The following is a 15,265-nucleotide window of genomic DNA, read 5'->3' as shown; positions in this document are numbered from 1 at the left end:
TTCTATTCCCGGAATGCGCGATAGAAATAATCGGCCAGCGGCTTCACCAGATAAGAGAGTGGCGTGCGCTCATCCGTCTTGATCATTGCCTCAACCGGCATACCCGGCAGCAGTTCCTGACCGTTCAGGCGTTCGATCTGTCCGTCATTCGGCTGGACTTCGGCGCGATAAAAGGTAAAGCCGGTGGTCTCATCGGTGAATGTATCTGCTGAGACATTGACCACATGGCCATCGATTTCAGGCGTTTCGCGTTGATTGAACGCAGGAAAGCGCAACGCAACATCCTGCCCGCGATGCAGCTGGTCCACATGCAGGGCATCCACCCGCGCAGCCACCAGCAGGGGCGTGTCTTGCGGAACCACATACATCATCGGTTCACCGGGCTGAATGACCGATTGGATCGCAAACACCTGGCTGTCATAGACCGTGCCCGCCACGGGTGCGCGGATATCCAGACGCGACAACCTCTCGGTCAGGGACAGGCGCCGTTCTGCCAGTTCGGCGGCGCGGGATTGTACATCCCGCAACTCTGCGATCGCCTCTTCGCGACGGGTCGCCCTCAATTGAACAATCTGAATCTCAGTTGTGGAAATCTGGCCGTTTAGGCGGGCGACGGTCGACTCCAGCCGTCCTATTTGACCATTCAGATCCGCCTGTTCCCGTTGCAGGGCCGAAACACGGCTGGCCTGAGTCAATCCACGTTCCAGCAGTCCTTCCTGATCAACCAGCTCTTCGCTGATCAGATCGACCTGTGTGCGCAGCGCAGCCAGTTGCGCTTCGGTGCCTTCGATTTCGTCCTCAATCTGGTTTTTTTGCTTGCCCAACTGCTCAATCTGCTGGGTCAGCGTGTCCAGACGAGCCTCGAACAACCGCCGCTGGCCAGCAAGAAGATCTTCGTCGATGAGTTCCGCATTTTGTAGCTCTGCCAAACGCCCATCCAGTTCGTTTGCATCAGCGCCATCGCGTTCCGCCTCAAGCCTGGTTTTGCGTGCCAGAAGCTCAAAAAGCTGCGCTTCTACGATTGTCTTTTCGGATGCCAGAAACGTGTCATCCAGACGCAAAAGCAATTGCCCGCGGGTCACGTCGTCGCCATCGCGGACAAAAATTTCGCCCACCACGCCGCCATCGGGGTGTTCAATCACCTGACGGTTGCTTTGCACCTCGATCACTCCTTGCGAGATGATCGCGCCCGCCAGTTCGGTCCGGATGCTCCAGACACCGAGACCCAGCACAAGGATGGCCAGAGCCAAAATCCCCACCATTGCCGGGGTCGTAATGCTCCAGGCTGCCTTTTTATCCTCTTTGGACATTACTCACCCACCTTGTTCAGATGCCGTTTGATGACATTGGCATTCTGCACCATCGAGCTAAGAACCTCATCGCGCTTGCCGGATTTCACGATCTGGCCTTTCTCGACAACCACCAGGTCATCGCATTCCGAAATCGCCTGCGGTCTGTGGGTCATGATGATGACGGATTTGCCCTCGGCCTTGAATTCGCGCACAGCGTTGTTCAACGCCAGAGTCCCGTCCGCGTCGAGGGCAGAGTTGGGTTCGTCCAGGATCAACAGCACCGGATTACCGTAGAGGGCCCGCGCCAGAGCGATACGCTGTTTCTGGCCCCCCGAAAGCTGGCTGTCATTGCCTTCAAGGAAAGTGTCATAGCCTTTCTCGAGGCTTAGAATAAGTTCATGCGCGTTTGCCGTTTTGGCCGCTGCGACCACGGCCTCGGGGTCCGGGGATTGCGACATCCGCGCGATGTTTTCGGCAACAGTGCCGTTGAACAGGGTAACCTCTTGCGGAAGATAGCCAATGTGGCGCCCCAGATCGTCGGGGTCGTATTGCTCCAGAGTGGCCGCATCCAGGCGAATCTCGCCCGCTGCAGGAGTCCAAAGTCCGAGCAGCGCTTTAGCAAGCGTTGTCTTGCCCGAGCCGCTTTTCCCGATGACACCCAGCGCATGGCCCGGCTCGAGATTCAGCGTCGCGTTACGCAATGTTGGAACTTTTGAGCCCGGCGGAATGACGGTCAGCCCCTTGGCGACTAGATGGGCTTTCGGCATGGGCAATTTGGTGCGGGCTGTCTCGGGCGGTGTTGAGTCGAGGAACTTGTTCAGGCTGATCCACGCGGTGCGCGCCCGTTCGATCATCGCCCATTGGCCGACCGCCATTTCGACCGGTGCCAATGCGCGGCCCAGAAGGATGGTGCCCGCGATCATTGCGCCGGGGGTCATCTCATTGCGCAAAACCAGCAACGCACCAAGCGCAAGCATCGCGGATTGCAGGAAAAGTCGCAGCGATTTGGTCAGCGACGTAAAACTGCCCGTCCAATCGCTGGCCGAGATCGACTGAGTCAACGCCTCGCCACGCTGCTTCATCCAACGCTGGCCAACATCCCCTTGCATACCTTGCGAGCGTACAACTTCGGCTGCCTGGCGGGCGTGCTCTGAAAACGCGTTTGCCCGGGCCGCCGCGCTTTGCGCTTGGGCCACTTTACGATGGGTTAGCGCCTGGTTCAGCAGCGCAATCACCACCAAAAGCGTTCCGCCGCCTACAGCGAGCCATCCCAAAAGCGGATGAAACAGAAAGATCGCGGCAAGGAAAAGGGGCGTCCAGGGCATGTCCATGACGGCCAGTAACACAGGCGACGCACAAAGTGACCGGATCGATTCAAGGTCACGCAATGCAGTGGCAGGGGCCGAGCGGAATTGCGGAAACAGCGCCCGCCGCATGGTTCCTTCAAAGACCCGCTCATCCAGCGAAGACTGGAACCGCGCCCCGAACCGGGCAACGATACGTCCCCGCGCATAGTCGAGCATGGCCATAAGCCCATAAAGAAGCGCAACCAGCAAAAACAGCGCCGCCAATGTCTCGACCGAGCGTGATCCCAGCACGCGGTCATAGACCTGCAGCATGAACAAAGGCCCGGTCAGCATCAGCAGGTTCACAAAGACGCTGAACAGGAAAGCCAGTGCCAGAAAGCTTCTGCCCTGACCCATGACTTTGCGCAGCTCATGGCGTTGTGCGGCGCTTGGTGGATTTCTGAAACTCACTAAATCTGGTCCCTACTTACTGACAGGCAAAACACGCAATGTGCTGACGTGGCCCGGACTGACGCTTTACTATATCTATGTCAAAATCCGCGAACAACGGGCGTTTCGAAGAGGCGCGCGTGTTTCGGCGGGGATCGCACAGTTTTGATTGCTCCAGCGGCATGAATACGCCGAGCCCGTAAATTTGCGCAGGATTATTACATCCAGACATAACAGGTTTTTCAGCCATTGTCGTTAATCACACCGCCTTTGGCTTGTCGGCCTCGGAAAGCCAGTCAAACAGCACCCGCGCTCGGTCCGAAGCCTGATTGTGCAAGACAACAAAGAAATCCAGCGGAGACGAGACCGTTTCAGGTATCAGTTGGACCAGTTTGCCGGATTCAACCAACTCAGCCGTCAGGCCCTCCCACCCCAGCACAGCGCCCATGTCGTCCTGCGCGGCCTGCAACGCGATGACATAGTTGTTAACGCGATGTGCGGCTTTCAGTTGCGCCGACTGCCCCAGCGCCCGCAGCCATTCCTGCCAGTTGGTCCATCCGCTATCTGCAGCCTCAAGATAGATCAGAGGGATATTCGCCACATCCGCAGGAGTGTCAATCTGATGCTGCTCGGCAAAGCGGGGGCTGCCGAGTGCCATGATCTGGTCATGAAACAGGGCGCGGCACGGCCCTGAATTCTGATGCATGTGGCCATAATGAATGCTCAAATCACAGTCCCTGGTGCTGGCATCCTGATCGCTGACCATCTGCGCAACCGAAATATGAGGATGGCTTTTCCAGAACTGCGCCAGTCGCGGGGTAAGCCACAAAGAACTAACGGCGGTGGTAGAGCGGATCGTCACGGCGTTACGCCCGCGATGCGCGCGCAGCTGATCCAATGCTTCTCCGATACCCTCAAAACCCCGTTGAAGCGCAACCAGCAAATACGCGCCACCTTCGGTCAGTTCGACCCCGCGATGAAAACGGTGAAACAGGGTATGCTGCAGTTCCTGCTCAAGTGCCTTGATCTGATGGCTTACGGCAGCTGGTGTCACGTTCAACTCTTTCGCTGCGTCCTTGAAGCTGACATTGCGGGCGGCAGCCTCAAAGCTCAGAAGCGATGTCATGGGGGGCAGGTTATAGGGACGTTTGGGCAACTTATCCTCGCACGAAAGATCGATTTTATGCTGCAATGCGGCAGAAATTATCAGTCCAGGGTTAGATCAGATAACTCAGGGTGATTTTTTTTACAATTGTATGACGCGTAAATTCCACAGTATGCGCAGGCAAATACCTACGCCTAGCGAAAAGCGACTCAGCCCATGACCCAGACACCTGTCCTGCAGGACTCCCTTCATGCGACGCGACAGTCGTTTGATAAGATCCCCGTTGTCGATCTTGCCCCTCTGATCGACGGCAGCGACCCGCAGAAAGTGGCGGCCGATACCCGCTGGGCACTGTCGAATGCCGGTTTCATGTATGTCAGGAACCACAGCGTTGCTGCCGAGGTGGTGGATCGGGCGTTTGAGCGTACTCGGGCATTTTTTGATCTGCCAGCCGACGATAAAATGAAGCTGCATATCGCGCATTCCGGCGAAGCGCTGCGTGGCTATATTGAACCGTTCGGTGAAAACACCGATCCGGGCAAGACCAAGGACCTGAAGGAATGCTTCGATATCGGCCCCGAAGCCGCATCGTCGGGTCCGTTCTTTGGCCCCAACCAATGGCCGGAAGAGGCGCTGGTTCCCGGATTCCGCGATGCGGTCTACGGCTATCACGAAGAAATGAAACGTCTGGCAATGATCCTGCTGACCGGCATTGCCCGCAGCCTTGACCTGGCGCCTGATTTCTTCGGGTCCAGGCTGCAGAATCCCATCAGCATCCAGCGACTGCTGCATTATCCACCCCAGACAGGGCAAGTGGATGAAAGTATTATCGGAATCGGCGCGCATACCGACTATGGCAACCTGACCATTCTGGCGCAGGACGATGTGGGTGGTCTGCAGGTAATGAACCGCGACGGGCAGTGGATCGAGGGCACACCGATCCCTGGAACGTTTGTTATCAATATCGGCGATCTGGTGCAGCGCCTGACCAATGATCGGTATCTGGCCAATCTGCATCGGGTCGTGAACACCTCGGGGCGCGAGCGGTATTCGATCCCGTTCTTCATCGATGCCGATTACGATGCCGTGTTTGAACCTCTGCCATCTTGTATTGATGCAGATAATCCTGCTCGCTACGCTCCTGTCACCTGTGGCAGCCACAAGTTCGGGCGCTTTGCCAAAAGCTTCCCGCATCTCCAGGCCAGGGTGGCCTGATCCAGTTCCGGCCCCGGTTGTCGGGGTCTCATTTCACCGCAAGTACGGTGGGAATATGAAATCCGGGGTGACGCCGTCACGGCCCGAAGATCTGTGAAGGAAACAAAATGAAATCACATGCGAAAGTGGTGGTTGTCGGTGGCGGATGCGTAGGTGCATCCATTCTCTATGGATTGACTCAGCACGGATGTTCGGACGCAGTGATGCTGGAACGCACCACGTTGACTTCAGGCTCAACCTGGCACGCGGCCGGGCTGCTGGTGACTTTTGTGCGCTCGCACAACGTTTCGAAGATGACGATGGAAACCATTCGCATCTATACCGAGGTCGAGGAAAAGATGGGCTCTTCGGTTGGTCTGCGCAAGGTCGGCCAGCTGCGCGTTGCCAACACCGAAAAGCGTTGGGATGAGTTCCAGTCCTATATCTCGATTGCCGAGGCTGCGGGCGTGCCCTGCAAACTGCTGACCCCGGAAGAGATCGCCGAGGTGCATCCGCTGCTGAACCAAAGCCCGGATATTCGTGGCGGCATTCTGCACACCGAAGATGGTTACGTGAACCCCGCCGATATCACCATGGCGATGGCGAAACTGGCGCGGGACGCAGGCGCGAAAGTGTATCAGAACACCGAAGCGCAATCCTATGAAAAGCTCGATAATGGCCACTGGAAAGTGACCACCAACCAGGGCGAGATCACCTGTGAGCATCTGATTTTCGCCACCGGCAACTACGCCCGTGAAAACGCCCGCCGCGTGGGTCTGGACCTGCCTTGCATTCCGATCGTTCACCAGTACTGGACCACCGATACCGTGCCGCTGCTGAAAGAGCGCCGGGCCGAAGGTCTACCCGAATTCCCGATCCTGCGGGACGAGGATTATGGCGCATATCTGCGCGAAGATGTGGGTGGTATCCAGTTCGGTCCCTATGAATTCACCAAGGATCTCAAGCTGTTCGCCGAAGACCGCGTGCCGCCTGATTTCGGTGCCGATCTGCTGCCCGAGGATTTCGACGCGGTGGAAACCCAGTGGGAACGCGCCATCGAGCGGGTGCCGACGCTGGGCGAGGTGGGCATCAAGGCCAACACCCGTGGCCCGTTCCAGATGACCCCGGATGAACTGCCTCTGGCCGGTCCCGCGCCAGGGCACGAAAACCTGTGGCTGGCCGAAGGGATGCCCGGTGGAATCCTGTGGGGTGGCACCGTGGGCGAGCGTCTGGCCCGCTGGATCGTCTATGGCGATCCGGGTATGGATATGTCGGAACTCGACCCGCGCCGGTTCTCGGACTATGCCTCGAAACGCTGGACCATGGACAAGGTGCGCGAAACATGGGGCACCCATATGGACGCCCACGTTCCGGGCGAAGATTTCCCCAATGCCCGCCCGATGAAGACCATGGGCTCCTATGACCTGCTGACCGCCCATGGCGCTGTCTGGACCAGCTTCAACGGCTACGAATTCCCCCGCTGGTTCGCCAAATCGCCGGAAGAGGCGATCCCCGAGCACAGCTTCCGCCGTACCGACCATATGGAACGGGTGCAGGACGAGGTGCGCACCACCCGTGAAAAGGCTGGTTTCATTGAAATGTCACCAATGACCAAGTTCACCGTGCGTGGCCCGGGTGCGGCCAAATGGCTGGATAGTATCATGGCCAACAAGCTGCCCAAGGTGGGCCGTATGACCCTGTCGCTGGCGCTGAACGCAAACGGCGGCATGGACGGCGAATACACCATCGTGCGCTATGCCGAGGATGATTTCTATCTGATTTCGACCCCGAACTGGTGCGCCTATAACTGGGATCAGCTGCAGCGCCAGATGCCCAAGGATGGCTCGGTCGTCATGGAGGATATCTCGGAGCAGTTGGGCGTGATCGCGCTGGCTGGACCAGAGTCGCGCGAAATTCTGTCGAAACTGACCGACAACGACCTGTCGAACGAAGCCTTCCCATGGCTGTCGGCGCAGATGGGCGAGGTGGGCTATGCCAAGGGTGTGCACCTGCTGCGCGTGTCCTATACCGGCGAGCTGGGCTGGGAGTTGCACCACCCGGTCGGCTATAACCGCCACATCGTGGATCAGTTGCTGAAAGCGGGCGTGAAGCCTTTTGGTCTGGAAGCGCTGGAGTCGATGCGGCTCGAGAAATCCTATCGCGCCATCAACCGCGAAATCTGCAAGGACATGACCCCGTACGAGGCCGATCTGGGCCGCTTCGTGGCCTTGACGGAAAAGATCGGCGGGCAGGTTTGCGAACGCGATTTCGTCGGTAAGGCGGCGCTGCTGAAGCAGAAGGAAGAAGGTGGATACAACACTCTGGTGACGCTGAAACTGCCATTCTGCGATACCTCGGTGATGTTCGACGAAGGCGTCTATGCCGATGGCAAGCTGATTGGTCGGGTCACCTCGGGCGGGTTCTCGTATTACTGCAACCACGACATCGCCATGGCGCTGGTGCCGCAGGATATGACCGCGCCAGGCACCAAGATGCAGGTTCTGGTCCACAATGAGATGCGCGACGCCGAAGTGATCGATGTCTGCGCCGTTGATCCCACCAGCGCCAGAGCGCGCGCCTGATCCGGAGGATTTGAAATGGCAGAAGCAAGAGCACGCTCAGGCCGTGGCGGCGGACGCGCGGCACGGGTTCAGGCCCGTACCAACCCGGCCCCCGTCTATCTTTCGACCCTGAACCGCAAGGTCGGTCCCATCGATCTGCTTGGCCCCGAAGGGGTCGAGCGCATCCACAATGCCGCGATGACTATTCTGGAAACCACCGGCATCGAGTTCCGCGATCCCGTGGCGTTGGCCGATTGGAAGAAATACGGCGCGGATGTGCAGGGCGAACGCGTGCGCATCGGGCGCGAGATGCTGATGGACCTGATCTCGGCGGTGCCGTCAGAATGGGGCTATGCGGCGCGCAATCCCGACCGCTCACTGCGGGTGGGTAACCGCAACTCGGTGTTCGCCAACGCCTATGGCGCGCCTTTCGTCTATGGTCTGGACGGCGTGCGCCGGCCTTCGATGCTGGAGGATGCGCACAATTTCTTCAAGCTCAGTCAGATGAGCCAGTCGATGATGGTGCCGGGCATCCTGCCGGTCGAGCCGCAGGACGTTCCCGTCCCGCAGCGCCATCTGGAACTGGTGCATGCGGCGCTGACGCTGACCGACAAGCCGATCAAGGGCTCGGTGCTGTCGGAACAGGCGGCGCGCGACTCGGTTGAGATGACCCGGATCGTGTTCGGAGAGGAGTTTGTCGACAACAACGTCGTGATGGCCGCACTGCTGAACTGCAACACGCCACTGGTGTGGGACGAGACCATGCTGCAAAGCCTGCGCGTCTACGCCTCGGCCAATCAGCCCTGCCTGCTGTCGCCTTTCGTTCTGGCGGGTGCCTCGACCCCGGCCAGCCCGCAGGGCGGTGTGGCGTTGCTGATCGCGGAATCGCTCGCGGGCATGGCTTATAGCCAGATCATACGTCGCGGCGCGCCGATGGTGCTGGGCGTGGCGATCATGGGTGTGTCGATGAAAACCGGCGCGCCGATGATGGGCTCGCCCGAACCCGGTCTGATGAACCTGTTGGTGGGTCAGATGGCGCGGTTCTACGGCGTGCCGTGGCGCACCTGTACCATGTGGACCGGCTCGAAAACTCCGGACATGCAGGCGGCGTTCGACACCGCCAATACCATGTGGCCGGTGCTGCTGGGCGGGGCGAATTACATCGTGCACTCGGCGGGCTTTTTGGAAGGCGCGCTTGGGGTCAGCTATTCGAAGTGGGTGCAGGACACGCTGCAGCTGGAGAACTTCCACCTCTTTTTCAGCGGCTTGGTAGACGAAAACCTGGACGCGCTGTTGGGCGATATCGACAAGATCGGACCCGGAGGCCATTTCCTGGGCACCGACCACACTCGCGAAAACCCGATGCACATGAACCACTTGCAGAACAACGACAGTTTTGAACAGTGGGAGGCCGAGGGTTCGAAGACCGCAGAAACGGTCGGCACGGAAGAGGCGGAACGGATGCTACGAAATTATATCCAGCCGCCGATGCCCGACGATCAGCGGGGTGCGCTGGATGAGTTCGTCGCCAAAAAGCGCATTGAATACAGCGCCTAATACATACAAATGAGGTGCCCAGGCACCTCTTTTAGTTTCATAAGGACAGGATCAGGCAGATGACTGAAATTGCAACAAAAACACTCTCGCTGGATGAGGTGAGGGATCTGGCGAAATCCGTCCTGGTTGCGGCTGGAATGGATGAGCGTGGCAGCGATCAACTCGCAGAGATTGTCACCAAGTCGGAACGTGACGGTCCGCGCAGCCACGGGTTGCGCATGCTGCCGGTCTATGTGCAGAGCTTTACCTCAGGCTATGCCAATCCTGCCTCCAATCCCAAAGTTGAGCGTATCGCACCCAGCGTTCTGCGCGGGGATGCCGACAATGGGTATTATCAGATCGCCGCGTCCATGGCGCTGGACGAGTTGATTGCCATGGCTCGCGAAAACGGCATCGCAGCGTTTACCTGCGCCAACAGCCATCACCTTGCCGGTCTGCGCTTTGACACCGAGCCACTGGCCGAGGCCGGGCTGGTTGCACTGGGCGTCGTGAACTCATTGTCGATGGTGGTGCCGCAGGGTGGTGTGCGTCCGGTCTTTGGCACCAATCCGATGTCCTTTGCCTGCCCGCGTCAGGGTCAGGATCCGATTGTCTGGGATCAGGCCTCGTCAATGGTGGCGCTGATGGATATCCGCATGGCCGCAGCCGAAGGGCACGATCTGCCGCATGCCGCCGGCCTCGACCCCGACGGTCAGCCCAGCACCGATCCGAATGCTATCCTGGAAACCCGCAGCCTGCTGCCCTTTGGCGAGCATAAAGGAGCTGCAATCGCCTTCCTGATCGAGGTGATGGGTGCAGCTCTGGCCGGAGGGACGTTGTCGGTAGACAACGCCAATCGCGAAGCGCACGGAGCGCTGAATATCAAGGGCGGCTCGACCCTGATCGCGATTGATCCGAAACGGTTCGGCAACGCAGCGTTCGACGACTATATCAAGCGCATCTGCGCCGAGATCGAAGGCAACGGCACAGCGCGCGTGCCCGGTGATGGTCGATTGAAGAACCGTGCCGCCTCGCAAGCCAATGGCGTACAGGTCAGCACAGAACTGCTGGCTCAGCTGGCTGAGCTGCAATAATCTCCTTTCAAGCGATAGGTCCGGTCGCTTTTGCCATCGGACCTATGTCGGGAAGGCAACCGCGTCTGATATGCTGTAATTTTTCGCGCTAATTCCGCAGCAATGTGTTCCCTGCCAGTGATGAGTTATACTATCCGCTGTTTGCGCTAGATCAATGGTCCTATCGGTAAGCGCTCCAACTCAAACATTAAATCCTTCAAACATCACAGCATTCACGGGATGAACCATTGTACTAGGGACAACTGCGTGAGTATGGTGACGCGATATCTATCTAACTACGGCAACGCACTGTGAGCAAAACGCAGACCATAGAACGCATGACCCAGTTGGTAGACGGATTGCATCTAAGCTCGCCGATTTATGTTTTGGACATCGGCGCAAATCCTCTCATTGAAGGAGAGGTGTCATATCAGTCATTGCTGAATCACGGGTTCGCCCAAGTCGTCGGGTTTGAACCACAGTTGCATGCGCTGGATGCCCTGAATGCGCAGAAGTCACAGGCGGAGACCTATCTGCCTTACGCCTTGGGGAATGGCAGCGAGCAGACGCTGCATCTGTTCGCCTCGCAAGGCTTTACGTCTGTTTTTGAAGCCGATATCAAAAGCGCGAACTATCTGGGTTTCAGTGCGGGTATGCGGAAAACCGGGACTGAAGCAATGCGGACGCACAAGCTGGACCATGTTGAGGAGGTTCCGCAGGTCGATTTCCTAAAAATAGACGTGCAAGGCAGTGAAACGACTATTCTGGAGTACGGGCGCAGCAAGTTGTCGCAAGCCTGCGCGGTGCAGACCGAAGTGCGAATGTTCCCGATCTACAAAGATGAGCCACGATATGGTGCGCTTGAGGCCGAATTGACCCACCAGGGATTTGAATTTCTGCGCTTTGTCAGCCTAAAGCATGTCTGTCTCGCCCGCCGGTTTCGAAAGCGCCTGCGGCGAAATCAGTTCGCGCAGGTAGTAGATGGCGACGCATTCTTTGTGCGCGATTTGCGCGAGGTAGAAACTTACAGCGACGAGCAATTGAAAAAACTGGCGGTGATCGCGGATGCGATCATGACCAGCCATGATTTGGCGCTGTATGCTCTGGATAAGTTGGTCGAGCGGGGAAAGATCGAAGGAACGCTTGTCGACCAGTATTTTGCGTTGATCCCACCAGACCAAACGCGCGGCTGACCATGGGCGCCAAGCCAACGAGTATTTCGCTGCGGGTTGGTTTGCTTTCACGAAGCTGCCAATAGCGCGAAAAACGCACCAAGCCCAAACAGCAGCGCCGCATGGCCCTGAATTTAACGCCAGATCACCACGTCATAAGAAACCGTTGGCTCCACATTTTGTTATAGAGCCAGAATTCAGCCTCCAATTCAGGTTTCGCGAGAAATCTCGTAATATCAGACCGTACTGCCAACGCCGACATAGCTGTCAAAGCCCGCGCCCAGCACCATGGCCGAGGAATAGATGTTACGCAGGTCGACCATCCGGGCGGATTTCATCGTCTCCGCCAGGTCGCTCAGATTCAGCGCGCGGAACTCGTTCCATTCAGTAAGCAACACAATTGCATCAGCATCTTTCGCCGCTTCATACGGATCATCCATCCAGTTGACGCCGGGCAGCAGCTCTTCACCCTCGGACCGGCCCTGAGGGTCAACCACGCGCACGCGGGCACCACCGCCGATAAGGGCAGGGACAATTGTCAGCGAAGGCGCATCGCGCATGTCGTCTGTATTGGGTTTGAAGGTAACTCCGAGTACGGCAACGGTCTTGCCATTAAAGCTGTCATTGCAGGCCTCGCGGATTTTGTCGATCATACGCTTCTTTACTTCGTCATTGACGCGCATGACAGTTTCGGTGATCTGCATCGGATAGGCGTGATCCTGTCCGATCCGGGCCAGCGCAGCAGTGTCTTTTGGAAAGCACGAGCCGCCATAACCGGGGCCTGCGTGCAGGAACTTGTTGCCAATGCGTCCGTCCAGCCCGATGCCGCGTGCGACCTCTTTGACATCACCACCGGCGCGTTCGCACAGGCCCGCTATTTCATTGATGAACGTGATCTTGGTCGCCAGAAAGGCGTTGGCCGCGTATTTGATCATTTCGGCACTTTCCAGATCGGTGGTCAGGATCGGGAAATCGCGCAGATATAGAGGGCGGTAGATCTCGGCCATAACCTCGGCGGCGCGCTCGCTTTCGACACCAACAACCACGCGGTCCGGGCGCATGAAGTCGTCAATTGCTGCCCCTTCACGCAGGAACTCGGGGTTCGAGGCCACGTCGAATTCAGCCTTCGGATTGGCCGCTGCGACCACCGATTGGACCTTGCGGTTGGTGCCAACCGGAACGGTCGATTTGGTGACAACGACTGTATAATCGGTGATCGCATGCGCGATCTCTTCTGCCGCAGCCATTACATAGGTCAGATCAGCATGGCCATCGCCGCGCCGCGTAGGAGTGCCTACGGCGATGAACACCGCATCGGCCCCATCCACGGCACTGGCCAGATCGGTGCTAAAGCTCAGGCGCCCGGCGGACACGTTCTTGGCCATCAAAACATCAAGCCCGGGTTCGTAGATCGGAACCTCACCGGCTTGCAACATTTCTATTTTGCGTTCGGATTTATCAACGCAGATCACATCATGGCCAAAGTCGGAAAAGCAGACGCCGGAAACCAGCCCGACATATCCTGTGCCAATCATTGCAATACGCATTCTTCAAATCCTTTTCTTCGATCAGAAAACACCCGGTACCTGTCTGGTGTGATGGGCGAGCTTGCCCCTTCGGCATGGGGCCTATTCATCTTCGATGACCGAATATGCGCTTAACGTGACGGTGTTCAAGGCGATTTTGTCAGGACCGCAGGCAATTGCCCAAACTGCCGTAGTTTTAGTGCCAGGTGGCCCCTCAGCACACCGCATAACACCTGGCAACATGAAAACTGAAGACAGATAAACCGTCTGGCAGGCATCAACCCGCCAAAAGCGTCCGATTAGATTTCTGATCGCTGGGAGACAGCCCGAATTTGCGCGAATACTCGCGGCTAAACTGCGTTGGGCTTTCATATCCCACATCATAAGCGGCTGATGCGACCGAGCTGTTTCCCGATTGCAGCAACCGGCGCGCCTCGAGCAGGCGCAGTTCCTTCTGATATTGCAACGGGGTTGTCGAGGTGACGGCCTTGAAATGCTCGTGAAAGGCCGAAAGGCTCATTCCCGATTCATGCGCCAGATCAGCGACAGGGATGCTGTTCTTATAGTTGCTGCGAATAAAGGCGATGGTCTTTGAGATACGGCTTGCGGGACTTTCATGCCGCAATAGCTGCCGCAGCATACCCCCGTGACGGGCGCGCAGAAGGCGGAAATGGATCTCTTTCAGAACCAGCGGCGCAAGAGCGCAGGCCTCTACCGGATCGTGAGACAGACGATAAAGGCGCGCGACAGCATCCATCAACGCCTGATCCGAGGCGGCGACATTCAGCGTCTGTGCCTCACCGTCCTCGATGTCTCCGATCTCGTCCACAAGACTGCGGACCAGTGCAAGGTCGAGTGTCAGGGCCAACGCGGCATATGGTTCATCGGCGCTGGCTTTGATCACCGCCGCTTCGACAGGCACAGCGTGGCTGACGATCAGCGTATCGCCCGCACTATAGCGGATGACGCGCCCGCCGATATGCGCTTCTTTTGCACCCTGAAGGACCAGGCACATGACAGGCTCGTAGAAACCGGCGGAACATTCGGTCGTTTGATCATTGCAAAACGCATAAAATCCTTTGACGCCGGTTTCGCACCCGACACCCATTGCGTCTTTCGAGCGTACCTGTGCGAAAACCTCCGCCACCAGATTATCGGGTACCATCAAAATCCCTCCTGCTCCTTGAAAATATAGCGGTTTCGCGTTGACTGAAAACACTCTTCCAAGGCTTGTCGGAGAATTAGGCAGATCATTCGGAGGATAAGGCAGCGCAATCGCCTCTCAGAGCATTACCTTTAACGGAAGCTAATCGCGGGAGGGTGTCATGTACAATAAGGCGGTCACGAGAATTGGCCTTTTGGCAGACCAGCGTGTTGCCAAATCCGGTCAATGTATCACGCTGGCTGAATTTCTCAGAAACAAGCTGATGCAAACGGCTTTGCGTCTCGAAGGTCTGCGACACAAGGGTATGAGGGCCATTCCCGTGACAACGGATGTAGCCAGCGCCGGTTTCGCACTGACCGGCGGTAGGCGAGGCCTCCCCGACGTTTTCCCGGAATTCGAACAAACCAACCACTTGCCAAAAGAGAGACCTTGAAGCCATGGCGATTGAACTGAAACTGAATGGCCAGACGCACAGCGTCGAGGCCGAACCGGGCACCCCGCTTTTGTGGGTGATCCGGGATGAGTTGAAGCTGACCGGAACGAAATTCGGTTGCGGTGTCGCATCCTGCGGGGCCTGCACTGTTCATATGAACGGTGAACCGATCCGGTCCTGCCAGACTTATATCGAAGATGTCGAAGACGCCGAAATCACCACCATAGAAGTGATCGATCAGGACAAGATCGGTGCAGCCGTGCAGCAGGCATGGCTTGAACTGGACGTGGTCCAGTGCGGTTATTGCCAGTCCGGTCAGATTATGAATGCGGTGGGCTTGCTGCGCGAAAATGCCAAGCCCACGGCGGCAGAGGTCGATGACTACATGCACGGAAACGCCTGCCGTTGCGCCACCTATCAACGTATCCGCGCCGGTGTTCTGCGCGCATCCGAAATTCTGGAGGCCTGAGAT

General features: G+C 57.7%; 12 protein-coding genes. 7 read left to right on the top strand and 5 right to left on the bottom strand.

Translation table 11 applies throughout. The features are described 5' to 3' along the window. Positions 1 to 2: 2 nt before the first annotated feature. From ACR3E4_RS20740 to ACR3E4_RS20730, 3 genes are all read right to left on the bottom strand, one after another. A complete protein-coding gene (locus ACR3E4_RS20740; protein WP_480531246.1) occupies positions 3 to 1,310 on the bottom strand; it encodes an HlyD family type I secretion periplasmic adaptor subunit in 1,308 nt (435 codons plus the stop codon). Further along, entirely contained in the window at positions 1,310 to 2,995 is a 1,686-nt protein-coding gene (locus tag ACR3E4_RS20735; protein WP_480531417.1) for a type I secretion system permease/ATPase, read from the bottom strand. Before ACR3E4_RS20735 ends, ACR3E4_RS20740 begins: the two co-directional genes overlap by 1 nt. Before the next feature lie 292 nt (positions 2,996 to 3,287). Further along, complete coding sequence (locus ACR3E4_RS20730) at positions 3,288 to 4,154, bottom strand: LysR substrate-binding domain-containing protein (RefSeq protein WP_480531244.1); 867 nt, start codon at positions 4,152 to 4,154, stop codon at positions 3,288 to 3,290. Positions 4,155 to 4,349: 195 nt separating this feature from the next. Between ACR3E4_RS20730 and ACR3E4_RS20725 the strand changes: the two genes are divergently transcribed. From ACR3E4_RS20725 to ACR3E4_RS20705, 5 genes are all read left to right on the top strand, one after another. Then, on the top strand, positions 4,350 to 5,348 hold the full coding sequence (locus ACR3E4_RS20725; RefSeq protein WP_480531242.1) for an isopenicillin N synthase family dioxygenase: 999 nt from the start codon (positions 4,350 to 4,352) through the stop codon (positions 5,346 to 5,348). A gap of 107 nt (positions 5,349 to 5,455) precedes the next feature. Beyond that, entirely contained in the window at positions 5,456 to 7,909 is a 2,454-nt protein-coding gene (locus ACR3E4_RS20720; RefSeq protein WP_480531240.1) for a GcvT family protein, read from the top strand. A gap of 15 nt (positions 7,910 to 7,924) precedes the next feature. Continuing rightward, on the top strand, positions 7,925 to 9,445 hold the full coding sequence (locus ACR3E4_RS20715; protein ID WP_480531238.1) for a trimethylamine methyltransferase family protein: 1,521 nt from the start codon (positions 7,925 to 7,927) through the stop codon (positions 9,443 to 9,445). A gap of 59 nt (positions 9,446 to 9,504) precedes the next feature. Beyond that, a complete protein-coding gene (locus ACR3E4_RS20710) occupies positions 9,505 to 10,518 on the top strand; it encodes an Ldh family oxidoreductase (RefSeq protein WP_480531236.1) in 1,014 nt (337 codons plus the stop codon). A 290-nt stretch (positions 10,519 to 10,808) separates the two neighbouring features. Next, complete coding sequence (locus tag ACR3E4_RS20705; protein ID WP_480567205.1) at positions 10,809 to 11,690, top strand: FkbM family methyltransferase; 882 nt, start codon at positions 10,809 to 10,811, stop codon at positions 11,688 to 11,690. A gap of 215 nt (positions 11,691 to 11,905) precedes the next feature. On the opposite strand, the gene ACR3E4_RS20700 is transcribed toward ACR3E4_RS20705, so the two are convergent. Both ACR3E4_RS20700 and ACR3E4_RS20695 read right to left on the bottom strand, forming a co-directional pair. Then, the gene (locus ACR3E4_RS20700; RefSeq protein WP_480531232.1) at positions 11,906 to 13,216 is read right to left on the bottom strand and encodes a UDP-glucose dehydrogenase family protein; all 1,311 of its coding nucleotides are present in this window, start codon (positions 13,214 to 13,216) and stop codon (positions 11,906 to 11,908) included. Positions 13,217 to 13,472: 256 nt separating this feature from the next. Further along, a complete protein-coding gene (locus ACR3E4_RS20695) occupies positions 13,473 to 14,360 on the bottom strand; it encodes an AraC family transcriptional regulator (RefSeq protein ID WP_480531230.1) in 888 nt (295 codons plus the stop codon). 160 nt (positions 14,361 to 14,520) lie between these two features. On the opposite strand from ACR3E4_RS20695, the gene ACR3E4_RS20690 reads away from it, so the two are divergent. Further along, positions 14,521 to 14,793: a hypothetical protein gene (locus tag ACR3E4_RS20690; protein WP_480531228.1), complete on the top strand. Its 273-nt coding sequence runs from the start codon at positions 14,521 to 14,523 to the stop codon at positions 14,791 to 14,793. Positions 14,794 to 14,797: 4 nt separating this feature from the next. Further along, complete coding sequence (locus tag ACR3E4_RS20685; protein ID WP_480531226.1) at positions 14,798 to 15,262, top strand: (2Fe-2S)-binding protein; 465 nt, start codon at positions 14,798 to 14,800, stop codon at positions 15,260 to 15,262. Positions 15,263 to 15,265 lie beyond the last annotated feature (3 nt).

It is taken from the genome of Ruegeria sp. AP11 (assembly GCF_056535865.1).
This window is presented reverse-complemented; position numbering and strand designations above follow the sequence as displayed.

Bases quoted from the DNA above. Each gene is read 5' to 3' on its own strand.
- ACR3E4_RS20740 (WP_480531246.1), bottom strand. From the start codon at position 1,310: ATGTCCAAAGAGGATAAAAAGGCAGCCTGGAGCATTACGACCCCGGCA.
- ACR3E4_RS20735 (WP_480531417.1), bottom strand. From the start codon at position 2,995: ATGGGTCAGGGCAGAAGCTTTCTGGCACTGGCTTTCCTGTTCAGCGTC.
- ACR3E4_RS20730 (WP_480531244.1), bottom strand. From the start codon at position 4,154: ATGACATCGCTTCTGAGCTTTGAGGCTGCCGCCCGCAATGTCAGCTTC.
- ACR3E4_RS20725 (WP_480531242.1), top strand. From the start codon at position 4,350: ATGACCCAGACACCTGTCCTGCAGGACTCCCTTCATGCGACGCGACAG.
- ACR3E4_RS20720 (WP_480531240.1), top strand. From the start codon at position 5,456: ATGAAATCACATGCGAAAGTGGTGGTTGTCGGTGGCGGATGCGTAGGT.
- ACR3E4_RS20715 (WP_480531238.1), top strand. From the start codon at position 7,925: ATGGCAGAAGCAAGAGCACGCTCAGGCCGTGGCGGCGGACGCGCGGCA.
- ACR3E4_RS20710 (WP_480531236.1), top strand. From the start codon at position 9,505: ATGACTGAAATTGCAACAAAAACACTCTCGCTGGATGAGGTGAGGGAT.
- ACR3E4_RS20700 (WP_480531232.1), bottom strand. From the start codon at position 13,216: ATGCGTATTGCAATGATTGGCACAGGATATGTCGGGCTGGTTTCCGGC.
- ACR3E4_RS20695 (WP_480531230.1), bottom strand. From the start codon at position 14,360: ATGGTACCCGATAATCTGGTGGCGGAGGTTTTCGCACAGGTACGCTCG.
- ACR3E4_RS20690 (WP_480531228.1), top strand. From the start codon at position 14,521: ATGTACAATAAGGCGGTCACGAGAATTGGCCTTTTGGCAGACCAGCGT.
- ACR3E4_RS20685 (WP_480531226.1), top strand. From the start codon at position 14,798: ATGGCGATTGAACTGAAACTGAATGGCCAGACGCACAGCGTCGAGGCC.